The sequence below is a fragment of the Klebsiella sp. HN106 genome (assembly GCF_051209435.1).
GTDB lineage: Bacteria > Pseudomonadota > Gammaproteobacteria > Enterobacterales > Enterobacteriaceae > Klebsiella > Klebsiella oxytoca.
This window is the reverse complement of record NZ_JBLURD010000001.1, coordinates 975,192-995,696: the sequence shown is the minus strand read 5'-3', so window position 1 is coordinate 995,696 and position 20,505 is coordinate 975,192. Positions and strand designations below refer to the sequence as shown.

General features: G+C 56.9%; 17 protein-coding genes. 10 read left to right on the top strand and 7 right to left on the bottom strand.

Annotated elements, in window-relative coordinates; all coding sequences use genetic code 11:
- Positions 1 to 34: 34 nt before the first annotated feature.
- From ACSIPU_RS04655 to pabB, 4 genes are all read right to left on the bottom strand, one after another.
- On the bottom strand, positions 35 to 1,597 hold the full coding sequence (locus ACSIPU_RS04655) for an EAL domain-containing protein (RefSeq protein ID WP_004113734.1): 1,563 nt from the start codon (positions 1,595 to 1,597) through the stop codon (positions 35 to 37).
- A gap of 128 nt (positions 1,598 to 1,725) precedes the next feature.
- On the bottom strand, positions 1,726 to 3,090 hold the full coding sequence (gene sdaA / locus ACSIPU_RS04650; protein WP_004103297.1) for an L-serine ammonia-lyase: 1,365 nt from the start codon (positions 3,088 to 3,090) through the stop codon (positions 1,726 to 1,728).
- A gap of 223 nt (positions 3,091 to 3,313) precedes the next feature.
- A complete protein-coding gene (locus ACSIPU_RS04645; protein WP_004103295.1) occupies positions 3,314 to 3,892 on the bottom strand; it encodes a CoA pyrophosphatase in 579 nt (192 codons plus the stop codon).
- 3 nt (positions 3,893 to 3,895) lie between these two features.
- Positions 3,896 to 5,251 (bottom strand): aminodeoxychorismate synthase component 1, encoded by a 1,356-nt coding sequence (gene pabB / locus ACSIPU_RS04640; protein WP_004113732.1) that lies wholly within the window; start codon positions 5,249 to 5,251, stop codon positions 3,896 to 3,898.
- Between the two features lie 90 nt (positions 5,252 to 5,341).
- Between pabB and ACSIPU_RS04635 the strand changes: the two genes are divergently transcribed.
- Positions 5,342 to 5,521, top strand: a complete 180-nt coding sequence (locus tag ACSIPU_RS04635; RefSeq protein WP_004103292.1) for a YoaH family protein — start codon at positions 5,342 to 5,344, stop codon at positions 5,519 to 5,521.
- Positions 5,522 to 5,538: 17 nt separating this feature from the next.
- Here ACSIPU_RS04635 and ACSIPU_RS04630 read toward each other — a convergent pair whose 3' ends face one another.
- The gene (locus ACSIPU_RS04630; RefSeq protein ID WP_123829743.1) at positions 5,539 to 7,551 is read right to left on the bottom strand and encodes a heparinase II/III domain-containing protein; all 2,013 of its coding nucleotides are present in this window, start codon (positions 7,549 to 7,551) and stop codon (positions 5,539 to 5,541) included.
- The gene (locus ACSIPU_RS04625; protein ID WP_123829742.1) at positions 7,551 to 8,789 is read right to left on the bottom strand and encodes an alginate lyase family protein; all 1,239 of its coding nucleotides are present in this window, start codon (positions 8,787 to 8,789) and stop codon (positions 7,551 to 7,553) included. The genes ACSIPU_RS04630 and ACSIPU_RS04625 overlap by 1 nt, the downstream gene beginning before the upstream one ends.
- Positions 8,790 to 9,315: 526 nt before the next feature.
- On the opposite strand from ACSIPU_RS04625, the gene ACSIPU_RS04620 reads away from it, so the two are divergent.
- The 5 genes from ACSIPU_RS04620 to ACSIPU_RS04600 are packed head-to-tail and all read left to right on the top strand — an operon-like array spanning position 9,316 to position 14,662.
- Positions 9,316 to 10,605: an ABC transporter substrate-binding protein gene (locus ACSIPU_RS04620; RefSeq protein ID WP_049129244.1), complete on the top strand. Its 1,290-nt coding sequence runs from the start codon at positions 9,316 to 9,318 to the stop codon at positions 10,603 to 10,605.
- Between the two features lie 11 nt (positions 10,606 to 10,616).
- Positions 10,617 to 11,558, top strand: a complete 942-nt coding sequence (locus tag ACSIPU_RS04615) for a carbohydrate ABC transporter permease (protein WP_004103287.1) — start codon at positions 10,617 to 10,619, stop codon at positions 11,556 to 11,558.
- Positions 11,559 to 11,567: 9 nt separating this feature from the next.
- Positions 11,568 to 12,407 (top strand): carbohydrate ABC transporter permease, encoded by an 840-nt coding sequence (locus tag ACSIPU_RS04610; RefSeq protein WP_004103286.1) that lies wholly within the window; start codon positions 11,568 to 11,570, stop codon positions 12,405 to 12,407.
- 10 nt (positions 12,408 to 12,417) lie between these two features.
- Complete coding sequence (locus ACSIPU_RS04605) at positions 12,418 to 13,512, top strand: ABC transporter ATP-binding protein (RefSeq protein WP_196557477.1); 1,095 nt, start codon at positions 12,418 to 12,420, stop codon at positions 13,510 to 13,512.
- A 7-nt stretch (positions 13,513 to 13,519) separates the two neighbouring features.
- On the top strand, positions 13,520 to 14,662 hold the full coding sequence (locus ACSIPU_RS04600) for an alginate lyase family protein (RefSeq protein WP_004103283.1): 1,143 nt from the start codon (positions 13,520 to 13,522) through the stop codon (positions 14,660 to 14,662).
- A 167-nt stretch (positions 14,663 to 14,829) separates the two neighbouring features.
- Here ACSIPU_RS04600 and ACSIPU_RS04595 read toward each other — a convergent pair whose 3' ends face one another.
- On the bottom strand, positions 14,830 to 15,174 hold the full coding sequence (locus ACSIPU_RS04595; protein ID WP_004113724.1) for a RidA family protein: 345 nt from the start codon (positions 15,172 to 15,174) through the stop codon (positions 14,830 to 14,832).
- A gap of 132 nt (positions 15,175 to 15,306) precedes the next feature.
- On the opposite strand from ACSIPU_RS04595, the gene ACSIPU_RS04590 reads away from it, so the two are divergent.
- From ACSIPU_RS04590 to fadD, 4 genes are all read left to right on the top strand, one after another.
- Entirely contained in the window at positions 15,307 to 17,217 is a 1,911-nt protein-coding gene (locus ACSIPU_RS04590; protein WP_016808280.1) for an ATP-dependent DNA helicase, read from the top strand.
- A 67-nt stretch (positions 17,218 to 17,284) separates the two neighbouring features.
- Entirely contained in the window at positions 17,285 to 17,980 is a 696-nt protein-coding gene (gene tsaB, locus ACSIPU_RS04585) for a tRNA (adenosine(37)-N6)-threonylcarbamoyltransferase complex dimerization subunit type 1 TsaB (RefSeq protein ID WP_004103277.1), read from the top strand.
- A gap of 43 nt (positions 17,981 to 18,023) precedes the next feature.
- On the top strand, positions 18,024 to 18,608 hold the full coding sequence (locus tag ACSIPU_RS04580; RefSeq protein ID WP_004103275.1) for a Slp family lipoprotein: 585 nt from the start codon (positions 18,024 to 18,026) through the stop codon (positions 18,606 to 18,608).
- A 208-nt stretch (positions 18,609 to 18,816) separates the two neighbouring features.
- Positions 18,817 to 20,502: a long-chain-fatty-acid--CoA ligase FadD gene (gene fadD, locus ACSIPU_RS04575; RefSeq protein WP_085955773.1), complete on the top strand. Its 1,686-nt coding sequence runs from the start codon at positions 18,817 to 18,819 to the stop codon at positions 20,500 to 20,502.
- The last annotated feature ends 3 nt before the right edge of the window (positions 20,503 to 20,505 follow it).

The window sequence follows — 20,505 nt, the reverse complement described above, 5'->3', positions numbered from 1 at the left end:
TGTGCCCGTCGGTTTCATGCCGACGGGCTGTTTATTACCGCATTTCCCGACGCTTTTCCGCCGCCAGCCACTGCGGAAAGTCCTCTACCGGCATAGGTCGGGCATAATAATATCCCTGCAATAAATCGACGCCGTTGTCGCGCAGATAGGCTTCCTGCTCCTGGGTCTCGACGCCTTCCGCCACCATCACTATCTTCAGACGATGGGCGAGAGCGATGATCATGTCGGTCACCGTTGCGTTGACGCTATCGACACCAATCGCGCCGATGAAAGATTTATCAATTTTCAACACATCAGGACGCAGTTTTTCCAGCCAGGAAAGAGAGCTGTTGCCGGTGCCGAAATCGTCGATGGCCAGCTTTACTCCCTTAAAATGGAGATGTTCGGCCATATGGTGATCGCCATCCTGGAGCACGTCGCGTTCGGTGAGTTCAACCACCAGCTGCTGTACCGGATGGGCGCTAAACCAGTAGTGGTGCAGATCGCGCAGCAGTTCGCCATTCGCGAAATGGCGGGCGGCGACGTTAATGCTGATGTGAAACTGTTTATCCTGCGGAAAGAGGGCTAATTTATGGGCCGTTTGCGAAATAACGTAGCGGGTCAGGGGCAGTATCAGGTTATAACCTTCGGCGATAGGGATAAAGACATCCGGCGAAATAGCGCCTCTGCGCGGGTTATTCCAGCGCAGCAAAATCTCCACGCCGCAGCATTGCCGGGTGCGTAAGTCCTGCAGGGGCTGGCACCAAAGCGTGAACTCGTGGGCGGCGATTCCAAGGTTAATTTCCCGGGAAAAGCTCATTCTTCCCGCGGTCGCCAGCCACGCAATACCGGTCATCAACAGGCTGATTATCAGCGCCAGGGGCAGTTCGCCCGGTAGCTCATTGAAGGCGACCGCTGAGGCGCCCGGCCCGCTGACGCTAATCGTGAAAGGAAATTCCGTCGAATGCTGGCGATAGATGATTTGCTCGCCTGGCAACGCTTCGTGATCGACCAGCCCGGTGCCGCTAATAAAGCTTTTTTCACCGACGCTGAGGCCAATTCCGGTAATTAACGCCGATTTTGCATTGAAAATTAACTCGCCCAGCAGCTCGATATTAATCACCAGCAGCACGCCGTCGTCGCCGCTAAGCGAAGCGGGATACCACTGGATGAGAACCGGCGTTCCCTTGAGCAACGAAGAGTCGTAGCTGAAAGTAAGCAGCGGGTGACTGGTCGGCAAGGCGGGCTGTAACTGGTGCACCGGAATATTTCGTTGGCCAAAAATACTGGAGCAGTACAGCTGTTTCGACTGCACCAGGGCGATGGATCGCACCGTCTGTAGCGACGCCGCCAGCTTACGTAACGTGAGATGAATTTCCTGACAGGGCTGGTTTACCAGGTGCAGCAGGGGGGCGTGCTGTGCCGCCAGCGGCCGCAGGATATTATCCATGGCGGTCACCATTTTATTGGTGCTGATCTGGACGCGCTGCTGATTTAGGCTACGCTGCGAAATAAATCGTATTACTAATGTCGTCGTTAGCGTAAGTAGCGCGACCAGCAAGCAAACCAGAATGCGTTTCCTGCGATAGGTTGTGATAACTTTTTGTGCAGTCTGCATGCGCGACGCCCTGTCGGCTAAAAGTGTTAATGAGAGTAACAGCCGTTATAGAGCAAGTGTAGTGGGCGCAGATAATATCGAGAGGAAAAAGAAGAATGCGCCCGTGGGCGCATTCTGTTGAGCAATGATTAGTCGCACTGAACTTTGATTGCCAGGCCGCCGCGCGACGTTTCCCGGTATTTGGCGTTCATGTCCTTACCGGTCTCATACATCGTCTCAATGACTTTATCCAGCGACACGCGCGGTTCGCTGGTGCGGCGCATGGCCATCCGACTGGCGTTGATGGCTTTGACGGAAGCGATGGCGTTACGTTCAATGCACGGTACCTGCACCTGGCCGGCCACCGGATCGCAGGTGAGACCAAGGTTGTGTTCCATGCCGATTTCCGCCGCCACGCAGACCTGCTCGGGGCTGGCGCCAAGGATTTCCGCCAGACCTGCAGCGGCCATCGAGCAGGCCACGCCGACTTCGCCCTGGCAGCCGACCTCAGCGCCGGAAATGGAAGCGTTCATTTTATACAACGTACCGATAGCGCCAGATGCAAGGAAGTAACGAATATAGATATCCGGGCTGACGGACTCGATGAAGTGGTCATAGTAAGCCAGTACCGCCGGCACGATGCCGCAGGCGCCGTTAGTCGGTGCCGTGACCACGCGGCCACCAGCGGCGTTTTCTTCATTGACCGCCAGCGCGAACATATTGACCCAGTCCACCACGTTCATCGGGTCGCTGGAGAGCTTATCGCTGGCAACCAGCATCCGCCGCAGCGCCGAGGCGCGACGAGGCACGCGCAGCGGGCCAGGCAGTACGCCTTCGGTGTTCATGCCGCGGTCGATGCAGGCGCGCATGGTCTGCCAGATATTAGCAAAATAGTCTTCAATCTCTTTTTTGCTGTGCAGAGCCAGCTCGTTCTGCATCACCATGCCGGACAGCGACATGCCGGTCTCTTTGCAGTAGCCCAGCATCTCCTGGGCGGATTTGAACGGGTAGGGTACGGAAAGTTCGCTGGCGCTCTCTTTGCCGAAATGCTCTTCATCGACGATAAAACCGCCGCCGATGGAGTAATAGGTTTTGCTGTAGATTTCTTTCTCGCCAGCCCAGGCATGAATGGTCATCCCGTTTTCATGCAGCGGCAGGTTGTCGCTACGAAAACGCATGCCGTCATTCTGCGGGAAATCGACCTCATGCTGCCCCTGCGCCAGCAGCAGGCGTCCGCGCGTTTCAACGTCGCGAATAAATGCCGGTATCGCGTCAATATCGACCGTATCGGGCTGATTGCCCGCCAGTCCCATAATAATAGCGATATCCGTATGGTGGCCTTTGCCGGTTAATGACAGTGAGCCGTAGACGTCAACCGCCACGCGCGTCACTGTATTAAGCAATCCCTTTTCGACCAGGTCATCGACGAACTGTTTACCGGCCTTCATCGGCCCTACAGTGTGGGAAGATGAGGGGCCGATCCCCACCTTGAACATGTCGAATATACTAATCACGCTAACACTCCTGACAGGGTTGTCGCGGGTGCGACAACGATGTAATCACTGCGCATAGTGTAAGAGGGAACCGGGTCATCAGCTTATGTATTCACATGAATTAAACTAATGGATAACCGCGGATTTACTAATGCTGTGAACCCGCGCTATCAAGTATATACCCTGGAAAATTCGAGTTGCAGGAAAGCTAGCGTACATGCAACCTGAAGTATGGCGGGTAGCGCTAAGGACGAGCGCCTATCTGCAGCGCCAGCTCGCGAATAATACCGGCGGTCATTCCCCAGACAAAATAATGCTGGTACCAGGATAGCCAGACGCGATGCGAATTGCCGCGGCGATGGATATCCAGCGGGTGATAGCGTCCCAGCCGCAGCGCTTCGGCCAGCGGCATTTCGAAGACCGCAGCGACTTCATCCTGGCTGGCATGATAGTGCAGGTCAGGTGGAATAATCCCTACCACCGGGGTGACCTGAAAGCCGGTGACGCTATCCACCGGCGGCAGAACGCCGATGACCTCAACCGACTCTGGCGGGATCGCGACCTCTTCCTGCGCCTCGCGCAGCGCGGCGGCGATCAGCGTCGCATCGCTGTTATCTACCGCGCCGCCGGGAAAAGCGACCTGACCCGCGTGCTTGCGCATCAGCGGCGAACGCTGGGTTAGCAGCAGCCCAGGCTGCGGGCGACGTACAATCGGGACCAGTACCGCAGCCTGACGCTGGTTAAGCGCGCTGCGTGTGGGCTGCGGGCGCAGAAGCTGAAAACGCGAAAGGAAATCGTCAAGTTCGAGGGCGCTGTCCGCCATGTTTTAGCTCTCCAGTTGCTGCAGGATACGATTAACTTTATCAAAAGTTTCCTGATATTCCGCTGCTTCATCGCTATCGGCGACAATCCCGCCTCCGGCGGAGCAGTAAAGCTGCCCCTGCCAGGCCGTCAGCGTACGGATGGTAATGCTGGTATCCATATTGCCGCAGAAGCTGAGATATCCGATGCTGCCGCACCACGCATTGCGCCGCTGCGGCTCCAGCTCATCGATGATCTCCATCGCTCTGACCTTCGGCGCGCCGGTAATTGAGCCACCGGGAAAGGCCGCGCGCAGCAGGTCGGCGGCGTGCAGATGGGAAGGCAATCTGGCGGTCACGGTGCTCACCAGGTGATGCACGGCAGGGAAGGGCTCCACCACAAACAGTTCGGGCACCCGGACGCTACCGGGAGCGGCAACCCGGCCAATATCGTTGCGCATTAAATCGACGATCATCAGGTTTTCGGCGCGGTCTTTTGGCGAGTTCGCCAGCTTTTGCGCCTGCAGCGCGTCCTGCTCAGGGTCGGTCAGCCGGGGGAGCGTCCCCTTAATCGGCCTGGTTTGAATTTCGCCTTGCCGAAGCTGAATAAAGCGCTCGGGCGACAGGCTTAATACTGCCCCTTCATCCAGGCGAATAAAGGCGCTGAACGGCGCGCGATTGGCGCGGTTAAGCTGACGGAAGGCCTGCCACTCATCCCCACGATAGCTTGCCGTAAACCGCTGCGCCAGGTTGACCTGATAGCAGTCGCCGCTGTGCAGCCAGGCCTGGATCTGGCGAAACTTCTCGCCATACTCTTCGCGGCTCATATTTGAGCGCCACGCTGAGGTCAGGGTAAAGGTTTCGGCGACAGGCTCAGCCTGTGCTTCCAGCCATGCCAGGCGCGCCTGCGGATCGTCATAGCTGAATAACGACACCTCCCGACGCTGGTGATCGACGATCAATGCCCAGTCGTAGATCCCCACCGCCATATCCGGCAGCGCGATATCCGCATCCGCTCGTGACGGCAGAGATTCAAAGCGGCGGCCCAGATCGTAGCCGAACAGCCCCAGCGCGCCGCCGAGAAACGGCAGATGCGGATGAGGCTGCGGATGCAGGTTGAAGCGCGCCAGCTGCTGATGCACGAGCGTGAGCGGATCGGCGTCAGAGGTGATAACGGTTTCCCCCTCGTTGATGACGGTCGTTTGACCACGCGTTACCAGCGTGGCGCGCGGCTGGGCGACAACAATATCAAAACGATTATGCGGATGTTCGGCAAAGCCGGAATGCAGCAGCATCGCCCAGGGCCGGGAACTTAAGGAGCTAAAATAGTATTCAGCGGCATCCGGACGCCAGGGCAGGGAAATCATAGCGGGGGACAACATCGTCTTCTTCAATCCTGATCGTTACCGCCCGCTGGTATACGAGAGGACGGCGTGAAATAATTACGCCCCACAATGTAGCAGGAGTCAGTCATGTTTGCAGGTTTACCTTCGCTGAGCCACGAGCAACAGCAAAAAGCAGTGGAAAGAATTCAGGAGCTGATGTCCCAGGGCATGAGCAGCGGCCAGGCTATTGCTTTAGTGGCCGATGAACTGCGCGCCTCCCATACCGGCGATCGGATTGTGGCGCGCTTTGAGGATGAAGACGAGTAAACTCCCTCCAGTTGAGATCAGGTGCCGCTTTCCGCGAACGGAAAGATCGCATCGGGTCGTTTCCCGGGGGCGTCGTAAAGCGTCACGTGCGTCACGCGCTCGCCGCGCCAGAAGGTAATTTGCGTCCCGACTGGCGTATGATTCACTTGCACTTCCGTCAGCGGTGCGCTGTTGGCAAAATCCCACAGGCAGACAAAACGCGCCTGCGGCAGGTGACTGCGTATGACCAGATAGCTGAGATCGTGAGTCGCCGGGTTATCGGGCGCCACTCCCTGCCAGAGTTCACCATCACCGGAAAGCCAGAGCGCAACGGTATCGCCGTCGCGCGCAAAGTGGCGCGGCTGGCAGCCGTTCAGCGGCGCCATGGTTGCATTGGCCATATGCCGCAGCGGTCCGCTGAGCGAAAAGGGCTGCGGCGTGCCGCTCTGATCCAACGCCTGCGCCGCCAGGTGCAAAGTCCAGTCGAGCTGCTGGCGATGTGGGTTCTCTACGGTAGAGAGATCGATCAGCACCTCTTCAAGCCATAGCAGGCGACGGCGAAAGCGCACATCTCGCCAGGCCGTCGCGTCCCACTCGACGCGGCTATGACTGTCTAGCTCCGGCGGCGGCTTGCCCCAGTCAACCTCGCTGTCCAGCCACAGTGCGTCGCTATCCATATGCCAGCCTGATACCTGCGGATTGGCCGGAGGCTGGTTGGTCTGATTGACGGAAAGCGTATTATGGGTGGCGCTGTTTTTGTAGTAGTCGTAGTGCATTTTCGCGCCGTAGCCGGTTGTGCCCATATCCGGGAGCAGCCAGCCGTCGTGATGCCAGAGCATCAGCCCCAGCCTGTCGTAATGATCGTGTTCGCCGCCCCAGGGACTGTGCTTTATCAGCAGCGCCTGCTGCGGGCGCCGCCAGAGAGTGAGCCCCGCGCCTGGCGCAAACAGCGATTGCTGAGGAATGAGCGCCTGCGTCGTTTCAGGCAGCGGCTGGTTGCGCCACAGCAAGGTCTCGCGGACATCAGGTTCCGTTTCAATAAACTGCAGCACGGCGGCGTAGAGCGGGTCACGCCAGATAAACCAGGCGAATTCGTACAGATCCCGGTGTCGCAGCTTTTCTTGTCCGGCGAGGCAGTCGTTGAGGCGAGGGAAGGTTCCGTCCGGCAGCAGCAGCGACAGCGGGAACTTCAGCATCGGCTGATACCAGGGGCCATCCAGCAGGCTCCAGCGAGTGCCGCGCGCCAGTTTTTCAAAGGCAAAAAAGCCCTGCAGCGCGTAGTAGTGGTAGTGAATCGAACCTTCAAACCATAGCCCCTCCGCCAGCAGGCCCTTTTCCAGCTGCCAGCGCAGGCCGTAAGGCTGGTTAACGGCGAATTCCAGCAGGCTCTCATCTTCGAGAACGAAACCGAGAACGCCAAGCGCCGCGCTAATTTTGACTTCGTGATTATGAATCTGCGCAGTGCGGTGCTCGCGTAGAAACGTTGCCGCGCAGCGCAGCAGGTTGTCGCGAATATGCCGCTCTTCGGCGGAGGTTAAGCCGTCGCGAATAAAGTCATAACCCAGCGCCATCTCCAGAATACAGTTGGCTTCGCACAGCGTCTGGGCGTTCATCTTCCCCGGTCCGTTGTTGGGAATATCACCGTGAATTTGATAGCCGGGATAGACGTCAGCGTAACCCATCAGCAGCGTGCGAACTTTATCGCGATACGCCGTTTCGCCGGTCAGCCGCCATATCAGACCAAGCTGCTGACAGGCGCTGGCGTTACGACCGTTCATTTCTCGCCACCATGCGCCGTCCCACGGCTCACCGCTGAAAATTTCGCCATCAACCGGGCAGGCGTGGCGATGAGGCATATCCGCCCGCCACGTCAGCCGCACGCCGTGATGGGGGCAAAAATAGTAGAGGTTCCAGCTGGCGATCCCCGTTTGTGGAATGAGCGCCGTCGCGTCAAGCTGCGGTTGCGCTTCCTGCACCAGCCGTTCAAGCAGACCGCTATCGCCGGCTGCACGTATGGCAATGTCGGGCCAGAGTCCAGAAAATTGTTTCATTAGCGGTTATCCCTGACCTCTGACGATGGGGAAAGCGGAACAATGAGCGTGGTGATATCGTCGGGATATTTCGCTCTTAACCATTGCGCTTTGGCGCGGAACAGGGGATCTTCCGGCCAGGCATGCGCGGCGGTGGCCATATTGCGCAGCGCTTTCTTGTCGTCCATCTTATCAAGGTCTTTCCAAGGCCATGGCGTATCGCTGTTAATAAACCCGGCGATGTATTGATAGCCTTTGCGCAGGCTATGGTCGTCGAGGGTGAAGTTCCAGATATCGACGCCCGCCTTCTCGCCCAGACGACCCAGTCGGTTATAGGCTTCAAGGTTGAAATTGCTGTAGTGCCACGGACGCGTGCGCTCCAGCTCGCCCATCTGGCGGCCTTCAAAGTCGAATTGCCCGGCAATTCGTCGCAGCTGGGTGATGTACAGGCGCTGTTTCGCCTCGTCAGTTTTACCGCTAAACAGGGCGAAGGTCGCGGCCTGCATATCAAAATAGCTGCCGTGGTTGTTGTGCCAGTTATCTTCTTCGAAACCGTTCTGGCTGGTGGTCATCCACTGGTAATACTCGCCAAACCACTGCTTTAATGCGCTAACGTCGTTTTCGTTCAGCGCCTCTGAGGATTGCAGCAGGGCGATAGCATCCACCACCTCTACCAGCGCGCGGCTATCAATAATGCCGATACCGCGTCCGGTATTAATGCCAGGAATGGCCTGGGCATATTGCAGGTTGGGATTCATGCGCGTTTGTGGATCGATAAACCAGCTCTTCAACTGGGCCGCCGCCTTCTGCGCGTAGCGATTGTCCTGGGTGAAGTACCACGCCAGCGCAAGGGTTGATACGTCGTTACTCATCTTCACCAGGCGGTTTTTATCGGTGGCATCGCTATTGGCATCCGGGTTGGTTTGCCCATCCTTACGAATATAGGGCAGTCCGTCTTTCGTATCAGGGTTCGGCCACCAGTAGGGAGGGAAACTATAGTAGTCGTGCTTATCGCCGCTGGCGGCGACCAGGGTTTTATCCATCACCGAGAACAGCGGATGCTTGAGCGCCAGATCGGCTTTTTTTTGCAAAGCCGCTTGCGCCTGCACGAATAGCGGATCTTTCGCGGCAATCTGCTGGCGGCTAAAGGTTAAATCCTTTCCGTCGATCGTGTACGGCTCAGCGGCATATGAGGAGGCGCTAAGGCCGGAACAAAACAGCGCAATGCCTAACAAACCTCGGCGAGGTATTGAGATCATAGTGATAACCCTTCTGCATAATATGAGAAAAGATAACAACAGAATTATACCTGTCGCGTATTTTAATGACGCATAAAACAGGCGGTTTAATTAAAGGCGAACTATTTGAATATTCGATGGCGTGCAGTGTAAAAGACAAAGTGATTTTTTTTGTGATATCCATCAAACTTATTGTCATGGATAAATAATGGCGTTTTTAATGCTGCCGCCGTCACACAATTTCGCCTTTTTCCAGATTTTTTGAATGTTTTAACAAAATCAGTAAATTTATAATTTATTGATATTACTCGATATTTTATTTGTGTCACCTTTTTTGTCACTTCTTGATGTGATCTGCTTCTATTTTTTGATTTTTGAAACGCGATTTCTTTTTAGTGTGGTTGTATTGGGAAATACATTTCTATCTAATGAAGGGAAATATTTCTTACGTCTGCTTTATTAACGTCTTAGCGATATTCAAATACCTTGCTGTGTATTAATTAAGAATTTAATTGCCTTTGTGCCCTACAATAAAGGATATGCCATCATGTCTGCCAATAAATTACGTTCACTATTACTTCTCACCGCACTCGGGCTCGGCGTTAGCCAAAGCTATGCGGCTACCACCCTCAACGTTTGGATCCGCGCCAGCAACGACTCGAAAAATATCTACAAACAGGAAGCGGAAAAATTTGAAGAATCAACCGGTATCAAAATCGCGTATTTCAACGCCACTACCGACTTTGAACAGCGGCTGGCGCGCGCCACGGCGGGCAACGCCTTACCCGATCTGATTTTTAACGATGCGGCTTCGCTGGGGCAGTTTATCCAGCTGGGTATTGCCGAAGAAATTGACCCGCAAGCGATCGCCGGCGGCGACCAGCTATTCCCGACGGCCTGGAAAAGTACCCGCTATATCGACGGCAAATACTACGGCGTACCGACTTCAGCGCAAACCTTCGCGCTGTTCGTACGCAAAGACTGGCGTGAAAAACTGGGGCTGCCGCAGCCTAAGAGCTGGGATGATATCCAGACCCTGGCGAAAGCCTTCACTACCCAGGATCCCGACGGCAACGGCAAAAATGATACCTACGGCTTTATCGTTCCCGCCTCCACGACACGCGGCTACGCCAGCTGGTTTATGAGCAGCTTTATCTGGCAGGCGGGCGGTGATTTCGTTAAAGAAGAGAGCGGAAAGTTCAGCGCCTCGCTCAATACGCCGGAAGTGGCTCAGGCGATAACCTTTATGCGCACCATGATGTGCGAAAAAGTCACCCAGCCGGGGGCGATTAACGCCACCACCGCCGACGTTATTCCATCCTTCCGCTCAGGGCAAAGCGGCATGTTCTTTAGCGGCCCGTACCATATCGCGCTGTTCGATAAAGATCCCGGTAAAGACAATTTTGAAGTGGTTCCGGTGGTGGGGCCAAAAGGCGAAGCGACTCTCGCGGAGGGCACCACGGTCTTTATGATGAAGAGCAGTAAACAGAAAGAGGCGGCGCGTAAATTTATCGAATTCATGATCTCGCCGGAAGGCCAGGAGATCGGCATGGGTAAAGGCAGCCAGCATATACCGGTGGTGCGCCTGCCGGTGAATAAGAACGTCGACGTCAAAGCCGTTTATCAGGACGCCCGCTGGGAAACTTTCGCCAGACTTTACAATGAACAGGGACGCTACGTGCCGCAAATTCCTAACTGGACGCCGGTGCGCCAGGTGGCCGCCGACGGTTTTAACCGAATTTTTGCCGACTGCAGCAGCGATATCGCCGCTGAGCTGAAAACTATCGACGGCAAGGTGAACGCTGAGCTGAAAAAACAAAACGTGCTGGCTAACTGAGGACACAAGTGATGACGCTGCATGAGACGAAGTCCTCGCCGATAAAGCAGGCCGCTTCGCCTGACTCAACCGGATGGCTGAGCGCAAAGCGTAAGCGGGCGCTGATCCCGTGGCTGTTTTTGGCGCCTGCGCTGATTATTTTCAGCTGGTTTAAGTTTATCCCGATGATTCAGGGTCTGGTGATGAGCTTTTACAAGGTCAACTTTAATCAGCCGAACGAGTGGGTAGGACTCGATAACTTCACCCGCGCTTTTGCCGACGCAGAGTTGCACGCGGCGGTGGTGAACACTTTGCTGTACGTGGTGGTAACGATGTTCGCCGCGGCTATCCTGGCCTTCTTCCTCGCCATGCTGCTGGAAGGCCCGGCGCGCCATCTGCGCTTTATTCGAACCGCCATCTTTTTACCTGCGGTCACCAGCGCGGCAATCGTCGCTGAAATGTGGCGCATTTTGTTCAACCCGACGCCCAATGGAGTGGTTAACCACATCCTCAGCTGGTTTGGCGTCGCCGATCAGGGCTTCCTTGCCAGCTCCGATCAGGCGCTGGGGGTCATCATGCTGCTGCATATCTGGAAAGCGGTGCCCTACAACATGGTGATTTTTATTGCCGGTCTGGCGGGGATCAGCCGCGATTTATACGATGCGGCGAACGTCGACGGCGCCAGCTGGTGGAATCGTCTGCGCTACGTCACGCTGCCCGGCATGATCCCGGCGCTCTCGGTGGTGCTGATGCTCTCCTTTATCCGCGGTTTCCGCGTGTTCGCCGAGGTGTACGCCACCACCGGCGGAGGGCCGTCTAACGCCACGGAAATGGTGATGACCCATATCTACAAACTGGGTTTTGAGCAGTTTGACTATGGCTACGCCTCGGCGGTGTCGTTTCTGCTGTTCACCTTCACGGTTGTATTAACCCTCTGTCATCTGACGCTGAAAAAACGTATCGCACGTTACTAAGGAGCCGCGATGTTAAGTAAACGTTGGGATACAGCAGGGCGCTGGTGCATTTACGCGCTGCTGCTGATTGTCTTCGTCGGGCCGTTCTGGGGCATCGTGGCCACGGCCTTCAGCGGTGCGCCGGTGAAGCCGGGCGAGCTGCTGGCCTGGCCGAATCAGTTCTCGCTGGAAAACTTCATCTTTGCGTGGATGGATATCGGCGTCTGGCAGTACCTGCTGAACTCTATCCTGGTGGTGTTCTTCGGCACCGTTCTACAGGTGTCGGTCAGCGCGCTGGCGGCGTATGCCCTGGCGCGGAAAAAGTTTCGCGGCGTGGCGCTGGTGAGCCTGGTGATTTTGTCCACCATGATGCTGCCGGAAGAGGTCATCGCCATTCCGCTGTACATGATTATTAACTGGCGACTGCCGCTGATCGATGCCTCGCTCTACAACAGCTACCTCGGGATGATTTTGCCGGTGGTTGGCTGGGCTTTCTCCATCTTTGTCCTGACCGAATTTATGTCGGCGATACCGAAAGAGCTGGAAGAGGCGGCGCGGATAGACGGCGCCAACGAATGGCAGATTTTCTTCCATGTGATTCTGCCGCTGGTGAAACCGGCGCTCGGTACGGTAGTGACGTTCGGCTTCATTATGATTTGGGACCAGTACCTGCTGCCGCTGATTGTGGTTAACCAGGACAGCCTGAATACTATTCCGGTGATCCTCGGCACGCTGCGTACCGATGAGAGCATCACGCCGAACATTTTTATCGCGATTACGCTGCTGGCGATGCTGCCCAGCATCATCGTCTATCTGGGTCTGCAAAAACATTTCAACCGCGGGATTATGTCCGGCGCAGTCAAAGGATAAGGAGTGACCAATGGGATCTGTTGTACTGAATAGCGTGCGTAAATCGTATGGTGATGTACACGTCATTAAAGACGTGTCGCTGACTATCCCGGACGGTGAATTCTGCGTTCTCGTTGGCCCCAGCGGCTGTGGGAAATCAACCCTGCTGCGCATGATCGCCGGCCTGGAGGAGATCTCTGGCGGCGAGGTGCATATTAACGAGCGCAACGTTACCGAGGTAGAACCGAAGCTGCGCGATATTGCGATGGTGTTTCAGAGCTATGCGCTCTACCCGCAGATGACGGTGCGTGAAAATATGGGTTTTGCCCTGAAGATGGCGCGCCTGCCGAAAGCGGAGATTAATCAGAAGGTTAATGAAGCCGCTGCGCTGCTGGGGCTCGAACCGCTACTGGAGCGCTTGCCGAAGGATCTCTCGGGCGGCCAGCGCCAGCGGGTGGCGATGGGGCGGGCGATCGTGCGTAAGCCGCAGGTGTTTTTGTTTGACGAACCGCTCTCCAACCTCGACGCCAAGCTGCGAACCCAGGTGCGCGGCGAAATTCGCGAGCTGCATCGCCGGCTGAAAACCACCTCGGTGTACGTCACCCACGATCAGATTGAAGCCATGACCATGGGGCAGATGATCGTGGTGCTGCGCGATGGGCGCATTGAGCAGGCGGGGACGCCGCTGGAGTTGTACGACCGGCCGGCGAATCTGTTCGTCGCTGGTTTTATCGGTTCGCCGGAGATTAACCAGCTGTCGGGCGTCGTGGTTTTGAACGGCAGCGCCACCAGCCTGCGTCTGAAAGATGGCTCGCTGCTGGCTTTGCCCGCTGGCCTTCAGGTAGCCGACGGTCAGCAGGTGGTGTACGCCATTCGCCCTGAGCAGGTCAACGTCGTCCACGAAGCGCGCGACGATGCGCTGGCGGCGAAGGTGACGGCGGTGGAGAACACCGGCTCGGATATGCAGCTCTTCTGCGATACCGGCGGCGGAGCGTTTACCTCGGTGTTCAAACAGCGTCTGGCTGTAAAAGAGGGCGATAAGATCTGGCTGCAGCCGAAGCTCTCCGGCGTGCACCTGTTCGATGGACAAAGCGGCCAGCGCATAGCGTGCCGGGAGGAAAACTAAGGTGGCGATGAAGCTGTACACCCTTGACGAAACCTGCCTGGAAAACGCCCGGGCGGGCTTAAAGCAGCCGTTCTCGCCGCTGCAGCTGGCGTTAAGCAAGCTGGTGTCGGAGGCCGACATCCTGCGTCGAGAGGCGCCGGAAAGCGTGGTGCATAAAAAGCTGCGCCCGGCCAGCGGCGACGCGCACGATTATTACAGTCTGGGCACCTACTGGTGGCCGAATCCGCGGCGGCCCAACGGGCTGCCCTATATTCGTCGCGACGGGCATATCAATCCGCAATGTGAAAACAACGATACGGACACCTCGCGCATTATCCGCATGTGCGAACGGTGCCTGACCCTGGGGCTGGCATGGTACTTTACCGGCCAGCGCCAGTATGCGCAGGCCGCGGCTACGCAAATACGCTGCTGGTTCCTGGATGCCGACACGCGGATGAATCCGCATCTGAACTACGGCCAGGCGATCCCGGGGATTGTATCCGGTCGCGGCACCGGGCTTATCGATACTCGCTTAATGTGGATGGTGGTGGATACCATCGGCCTGATCAACACGGCGAGCGTGCTTGATACCGATGATATTATCGGCCTGCACCAGTGGTTCCGCGACTTTAACCACTGGATGTACTACAGCGAAATCGGCCACTCAGAGTACGTCTGGCACAATAACCACGGCACCTGGTACGACGCCCAGCGGACGGTTAACGCGTTATTCTATGGCGATAAAGGGCTGGCGGCGCGGATCATTGAGCAGGGAATTACCCAGCGTATGGCGGCGCAGATTGACCAGGATGGCCGACAAACGATGGAGCTGGAACGCACCATCCCGTTCCACTATTCGCTATTTAACCTGGAGGCGCATCTGCTGCTCAACCGCTACGCCGAACATGTTGAGTTCGATCGCTGGAACACCATCCGCGACGGGCGAGGGGTGAAGCAGGGCATCGACTATCTGGTGCCGTTTATTCGCGAGCCGGAGCTCTGGCCGTACAGCGATCTGCAGGGGATCGTGTGGGATAGCGCGCTGCGCGTACTGCTGCAGTCAGTGCGGGGTTATGCAAAGCAGTCTGCCAGCTATCGTGATGCGCTGAAGTGTGTGCCCCAGGAGACCTTACAGTTAAAGGAGCAACTGATGTGGTGTCCGGGCGGATAGAACAATGCTTCTTGCCTCCCGACGGCGCTGTGCCTGGTCGGCCTGGCTGATATGTAGCCCGATAAGGCGTTTACGCCGCTATCCGGGGAATGCGCCGGAGAGCGGCTTTGGCGCGGCTTCTTCCCGGGCGGCGCTACGCTTGCCCGGGCTACGGGGCCTCGGCTGTCTTACACTGCGGCGATGATTTTAATCTCGACTTTATACTTCGGATTCATCAGTTTCGCCTGTACGGTACAGCGTACCGGCGCATGACCGGCGACGACCCATGCATCCCAGGCCTGATTCATCGCCGCAAAGTCTGCACCGTCGGCGAGGAAAATAGTCGCATCAAGAATACGTGATTTGCTGCTGCCCTGTTTCTCCAGCACCGCATCGATCTGCGCCAGCGTATCAGCGGTTTGCGCGCAGGCATCGGCATCGAGGTTGGACGGTACGCCGGTGTAGTACAGCGTCTGGTTATGAATCACCACATCAGACCAGCGGGCTTCGGCATCAATACGCGTAATGGTCATGTTTATTTCCTCTCTGTTCCGGTTCATTAAGCTGCGGCAAGACTGCCATAATGTTTCACCTGCGTCACTACCTGCACTGGCGAAAACCCCTCCACCCTGACATAATCACTGTCCAAATAACCAGGGGGTAATGTGATCGACGATTTTGCAGCAGATGGCCAGCTGGCCAGCGCGATTGCCGGATTTAAGCCGCGCGAGCCGCAGCGCCAGATGGCTTTCGCCGTCGCCAGTGCAATTGAAGAAACTCGTCCGCTGGTGGTGGAGGCGGGCACCGGGACCGGGAAAACCTACGCCTACCTGGCGCCTGCGCTACGCGCCAACAAGAAAGTCATTATTTCCACCGGCTCGAAAGCGTTACAGGATCAGCTCTACAGTCGGGATTTACCCACTGTCGCTAAAGCGCTGAACTTCACCGGTAAACTGGCCCTGCTGAAAGGGCGTTCGAACTACCTGTGCCTGGAGCGTCTGGAACAGCAGGCGCTCGCCGGTGGCGACCTGCCGGTGCAAACCCTCAGCGATGTCATTCTGCTGCGCTCGTGGTCTAACCAGACCGTCGATGGCGATATCAGCACCTGCGTTAGCGTGGCCGAAGATTCCCAGGCCTGGCCGCTGGTCACCAGTACCAACGATAACTGCCTCGGCAGCGACTGCCCCTTATATAAAGACTGTTTTGTGGTGAAAGCGCGGAAAAAGGCGATGGATGCTGACGTGGTCGTCGTCAATCATCATCTGTTCCTCGCCGATATGGTGGTCAAAGAGAGCGGCTTTGCCGAACTGATTCCGGAAGCGGAAGTGATGATCTTCGATGAAGCGCATCAGCTGCCGGATATTGCCAGCCAGTACTTCGGCCAGTCGCTCTCCAGCCGCCAGCTGATGGACCTGGCGAAAGATATTACTATTGCTTATCGCACCGAACTTAAAGACACCCAGCAGCTGCAGAAGTGCGCCGACCGCCTGGCCCAGAGCACGCAGGATTTTCGTCTGCAGCTGGGGGAGCCCGGCTATCGCGGCAACCTGCGCGAGCTGCTGGCGGATAACAATATTCAGCGCGCGCTGCTGCTGCTTGATGATGCGCTCGAACTCTGTTACGACGTGGCAAAGCTGTCGCTGGGCCGCTCGGCGCTGCTCGATGCCGCTTTTGAGCGGGCCACCGTATACCGAGGCCGCCTGAAGCGGTTAAAAGAGACCAATCAGCCCGGCTTTAGCTACTGGTATGAGTGTACTTCCCGCAACTTCACCCTGGCGCTGACCCCGCTGACGGTGGCGGATAAGTTTAAAGAGGTGATGGCGCAAAAGTCCGGGAGCTGGATCTTCACCTCGGCGACGCTATCGGTCAATGACGATTTGCACCACTTTACCGATCGTCTGGGCATAGGCGACGCGCAAACGCTGCTGCTCCCCAGCCCCTTCGATTATGCCCACCAGGCGCTGCTGTGCGTGCCGCGCAATTTGCCGTTACCGAACCAGCCCGGCGCCGCGCGACATCTGGCGGCGATGCTCAAACCGCTGATTGAAGCCAACGACGGGCGCTGCTTTATGCTCTGCACTTCGCACGCCATGATGCGCGACCTGGCGGAACAGTTTCGCGCCACCATGACGCTGCCGGTTCTCCTGCAGGGAGAAACCAGCAAAGGCCAGCTTTTACAGCAATTCGTCAGCGCCGGAAATGCGCTGCTGGTGGCGACCAGTAGCTTCTGGGAAGGGGTGGACGTGCGCGGCGATGCGCTTTCTCTGGTGATTATCGACAAGCTGCCGTTCACCTCGCCGGACGATCCGCTGCTGAAAGCGCGGATGGAGGATTGTCGCCTGCGCGGCGGCGATCCTTTTGATGAGGTCCAGCTACCGGACGCCGTCATCACCCTCAAACAGGGCGTGGGGCGTCTGATTCGCGACATCGACGATCGCGGGGTCCTGGTTATCTGCGACAACCGTTTGGTTATGCGCCCCTATGGCGCCGTCTTCCTCGCGAGCCTTCCGCCTGCGCCGCGCACGCGCGATATCCGTCGGGCGGTGCGTTTTCTTGCGGTGCCGTCGGCGAGGTAATCCGGCGCAAAATGTGGTAAGCTGCGCGCCATTTTGTCAATCTGCTAGAGCGAGAGCGCGACAACCCATGCGAATTTTAGCTATCGATACCGCCACGGAGGCCTGCTCCGCGGCGCTGTGGAATGATGGCACCCTCAGTGCTCATTTTGAAATCTGCCCCCGCGAACATACCCAACGTATCCTGCCTCTGGTGCAGGATGTCCTCAATGAAAGCGGCACGCTATTAACCGAGCTTGACGCGCTGGCCTTTGGCCGTGGGCCGGGCAGCTTCACCGGCGTGCGCATTGGTATCGGGATTGCGCAGGGGCTGGCGCTGGGGGCCGAGCTGCCGATGATCGGCGTGTCCACGCTGGCAACCATGGCGCAGGGCGCATGGCGAAAAACCGGCGCCACCCGCGTGCTGGCCGCCATCGACGCCAGAATGGGCGAAGTTTACTGGGCGGAATATCAGCGCGATGAACAGGGCGTCTGGCACGGCGAAGAGAGTGAAGCGGTGCTGAAGCCGGAAGCGGTTCGCGAGCGTCTGCAGCAGCTGGAGGGCGAGTGGGCTACCGTCGGCACCGGCTGGCAGGCGTGGCCGGATATGGCTACCGGCTGCGGCTTAACGCTTGCCGACGGCGAAATTGAGCTTCCTGACGCGCAGGATATGCTGCCGCTGGCTTGCCATCTGTTTACGGTGGGAAAAACCGTGGCCGTTGAACACGCTGAACCAGTTTATTTACGCAATGAAGTGGCGTGGAAGAAACTTCCTGGCCGCGAGTGAATCTCAGTAACTATATGTCTGAGAAGAAGGAAGGAGTCGCGTCATGGCGGGTCAAAAAACGGTAGTGCGTTGGTTAGTCGCGGCAGCAGTGGTTGCTGCGCTGAGCGGGTGCGCTTCGGTACCGGATGCCATTAAGGGCACCACCCCGACGCCGCAGCAGGATTTAGTTCGCGTGATGAACGCGCCGCAGCTGTATGTCGGTCAGGAAGCGCGCTTTGGCGGGAAGGTCGTCAGCGTGCAGAATCAGCAGGGTAAAACCCGCCTGGAAATTGCCACCGTTCAGCTTGACGGCGCCGCGCGTCCGGAGCTGGGCGAGCCGTCGCGAGGTCGTATCTTTGCCGACGTAAACGGTTTTATCGACCCGGTGGATTTTCGCGGGCAGCTGGTCACCGTGGTTGGCCCGATCGTCGGCGTCGTCGACGGTAAAGTCGGCAATACGCCGTATAAATTCATGCTGATGAACGCTACGGGCTACAAGCGCTGGAACGTTGTCCAGCAGGTGGTCATGCCGCCGCAGCCGATGATGGACCCGTGGATGTTCGGCCCGCGCCCGTGGGGCTACGGATACGGCGGCTGGGGCTGGTATAATCCCGGTCCTGCCGAAGTCAGAAACGTTGTAACTGAATGATTTTGTAGTTTTTGTAAGTTCAAAGAAACAGCGGCTGGTCCGCTGTTTCTTCGTTTTCAGTCAAATAAGAAAAATAAATAGTGACGCGCTTCGCAACCTGTAAAACGCCTGATTAATAAACTGGTACGCTGAGTTAATATAATGTTAACAAAATGTTTGTTGATCAGGGGTTGTGATGACGACGAATAACTATTTCAGAGGTGATGCAGTGAAAAAGGTTTGGCTAAACCGTTATCCCGCAGACGTTCCTGCGGAGATAAACCCTGACCGCTATCAATCCCTGGTTGAACTGTTTGAACACGCCGTCCGCCGCTATGCCGACCAGCCGGCCTTTATTAACATGGGCGAGGTGATGACCTACCGCAAGCTGGAGGAGCGTAGCCGCGCGTTCGCCGCTTATCTTCAGGAAGGGTTAGGCCTGCAAAAAGGCGACCGTGTCGCGCTGATGATGCCTAATCTGCTGCAGTATCCGGTGGCGCTGTTTGGTATCCTGCGCGCTGGCATGATTGTCGTGAACGTCAATCCGCTTTATACCCCGCGCGAACTGGAGCATCAGCTTAACGACAGCGGCGCCGCCGCCATTGTGATCGTTTCCAACTTTGCGCATACCCTGGAAAAGGTGGTTGATAAAACCCAGGTCAAGCACGTGATTTTAACCCGCATGGGCGATCAGCTTTCCACGGCGAAAGGAACGCTGGTTAACTTTGTGGTGAAGTACATTAAACGGCTGGTGCCAAAATACCATCTGCCGGACGCCATCTCGTTTCGCAGCGCGCTGCAGCACGGCTACCGCATGCAGTACATTAAGCCGGAAATCGTCTCTCAGGATCTCGCTTTTCTTCAATATACCGGCGGCACAACCGGCGTGGCGAAAGGGGCAATGCTGACCCATCGCAATATGCTGGCGAACCTTGAGCAGGTAAACGGTACCTACGGGCCGCTGTTGCATCGCGGCAAAGAGCTGGTTGTTACCGCGCTACCGCTGTATCACATCTTTGCGCTGACCATGAACTGCCTGTTATTCATTGAACTGGGCGGGCAAAACCTGCTGATCACCAACCCGCGCGACATCCCAGGCCTGGTCAAAGAGCTAGCGAAATATCCCTTCACCGCCATGACCGGAGTCAATACCCTGTTTAACGCGCTGCTTAACAACAAAGAGTTTCAGCAGCTCGACTTCTCTTCACTGCATCTCTCCGCCGGCGGCGGAATGCCGGTACAGCAGGTCGTTGCGGAGCGCTGGGTTAAGCTGACCGGGCAGTATCTTCTGGAAGGCTATGGCCTGACGGAGTGCGCGCCGTTGGTGAGCGTCAATCCGCACGATATCGACTATCACAGCGGCAGTATTGGCCTGCCAGTGCCGTCCACCGAAGCGAAGCTGGTGGATGATGACGATAATGAAGTTGCGCCGGGAGAGCCGGGGGAGCTGTGCGTGAAAGGGCCACAGGTGATGCTGGGCTACTGGCAGCGCCCTGATGCTACCGCTGAAATCATTAAGGACGGCTGGCTGCATACCGGCGATATCGCGGTGATGGATGACGAGGGCTTCCTGCGTATCGTCGATCGCAAAAAAGATATGATCCTTGTCTCGGGCTTCAACGTCTATCCGAATGAAATCGAGGATGTGGTAATGCAGCATTCCGGGGTTCAGGAGGTTGCTGCGGTTGGCGTACCGTCCGGAAGCAGCGGTGAGGCGGTGAAAATTTTCGTGGTGAAGAAAGAGCCGACGCTGACGGAAGAGATGCTGATCGCTTTCTGCCGTCGCCAGCTGACCGGCTACAAGGTTCCGAAGCTGGTTGAGTTTCGCGATGAGCTGCCGAAATCCAACGTCGGGAAAATTTTACGTCGAGAACTGCGTGACGAAGCCCGTGCTAAAGTAGACAATAAAGCCTGAGCT

Bases quoted from the DNA above. Each gene is read 5' to 3' on its own strand.
- ACSIPU_RS04655 (WP_004113734.1), bottom strand. From the start codon at position 1,597: ATGCAGACTGCACAAAAAGTTATCACAACCTATCGCAGGAAACGCATT.
- ACSIPU_RS04645 (WP_004103295.1), bottom strand. From the start codon at position 3,892: ATGGCGGACAGCGCCCTCGAACTTGACGATTTCCTTTCGCGTTTTCAG.
- pabB (WP_004113732.1), bottom strand. From the start codon at position 5,251: ATGTTGTCCCCCGCTATGATTTCCCTGCCCTGGCGTCCGGATGCCGCT.
- ACSIPU_RS04635 (WP_004103292.1), top strand. From the start codon at position 5,342: ATGTTTGCAGGTTTACCTTCGCTGAGCCACGAGCAACAGCAAAAAGCA.
- ACSIPU_RS04630 (WP_123829743.1), bottom strand. From the start codon at position 7,551: ATGAAACAATTTTCTGGACTCTGGCCCGACATTGCCATACGTGCAGCC.
- ACSIPU_RS04625 (WP_123829742.1), bottom strand. From the start codon at position 8,789: ATGATCTCAATACCTCGCCGAGGTTTGTTAGGCATTGCGCTGTTTTGT.
- ACSIPU_RS04620 (WP_049129244.1), top strand. From the start codon at position 9,316: ATGTCTGCCAATAAATTACGTTCACTATTACTTCTCACCGCACTCGGG.
- ACSIPU_RS04615 (WP_004103287.1), top strand. From the start codon at position 10,617: ATGACGCTGCATGAGACGAAGTCCTCGCCGATAAAGCAGGCCGCTTCG.
- ACSIPU_RS04610 (WP_004103286.1), top strand. From the start codon at position 11,568: ATGTTAAGTAAACGTTGGGATACAGCAGGGCGCTGGTGCATTTACGCG.
- ACSIPU_RS04605 (WP_196557477.1), top strand. From the start codon at position 12,418: ATGGGATCTGTTGTACTGAATAGCGTGCGTAAATCGTATGGTGATGTA.
- ACSIPU_RS04600 (WP_004103283.1), top strand. From the start codon at position 13,520: ATGAAGCTGTACACCCTTGACGAAACCTGCCTGGAAAACGCCCGGGCG.
- ACSIPU_RS04595 (WP_004113724.1), bottom strand. From the start codon at position 15,174: ATGACCATTACGCGTATTGATGCCGAAGCCCGCTGGTCTGATGTGGTG.
- tsaB (WP_004103277.1), top strand. From the start codon at position 17,285: ATGCGAATTTTAGCTATCGATACCGCCACGGAGGCCTGCTCCGCGGCG.
- ACSIPU_RS04580 (WP_004103275.1), top strand. From the start codon at position 18,024: ATGGCGGGTCAAAAAACGGTAGTGCGTTGGTTAGTCGCGGCAGCAGTG.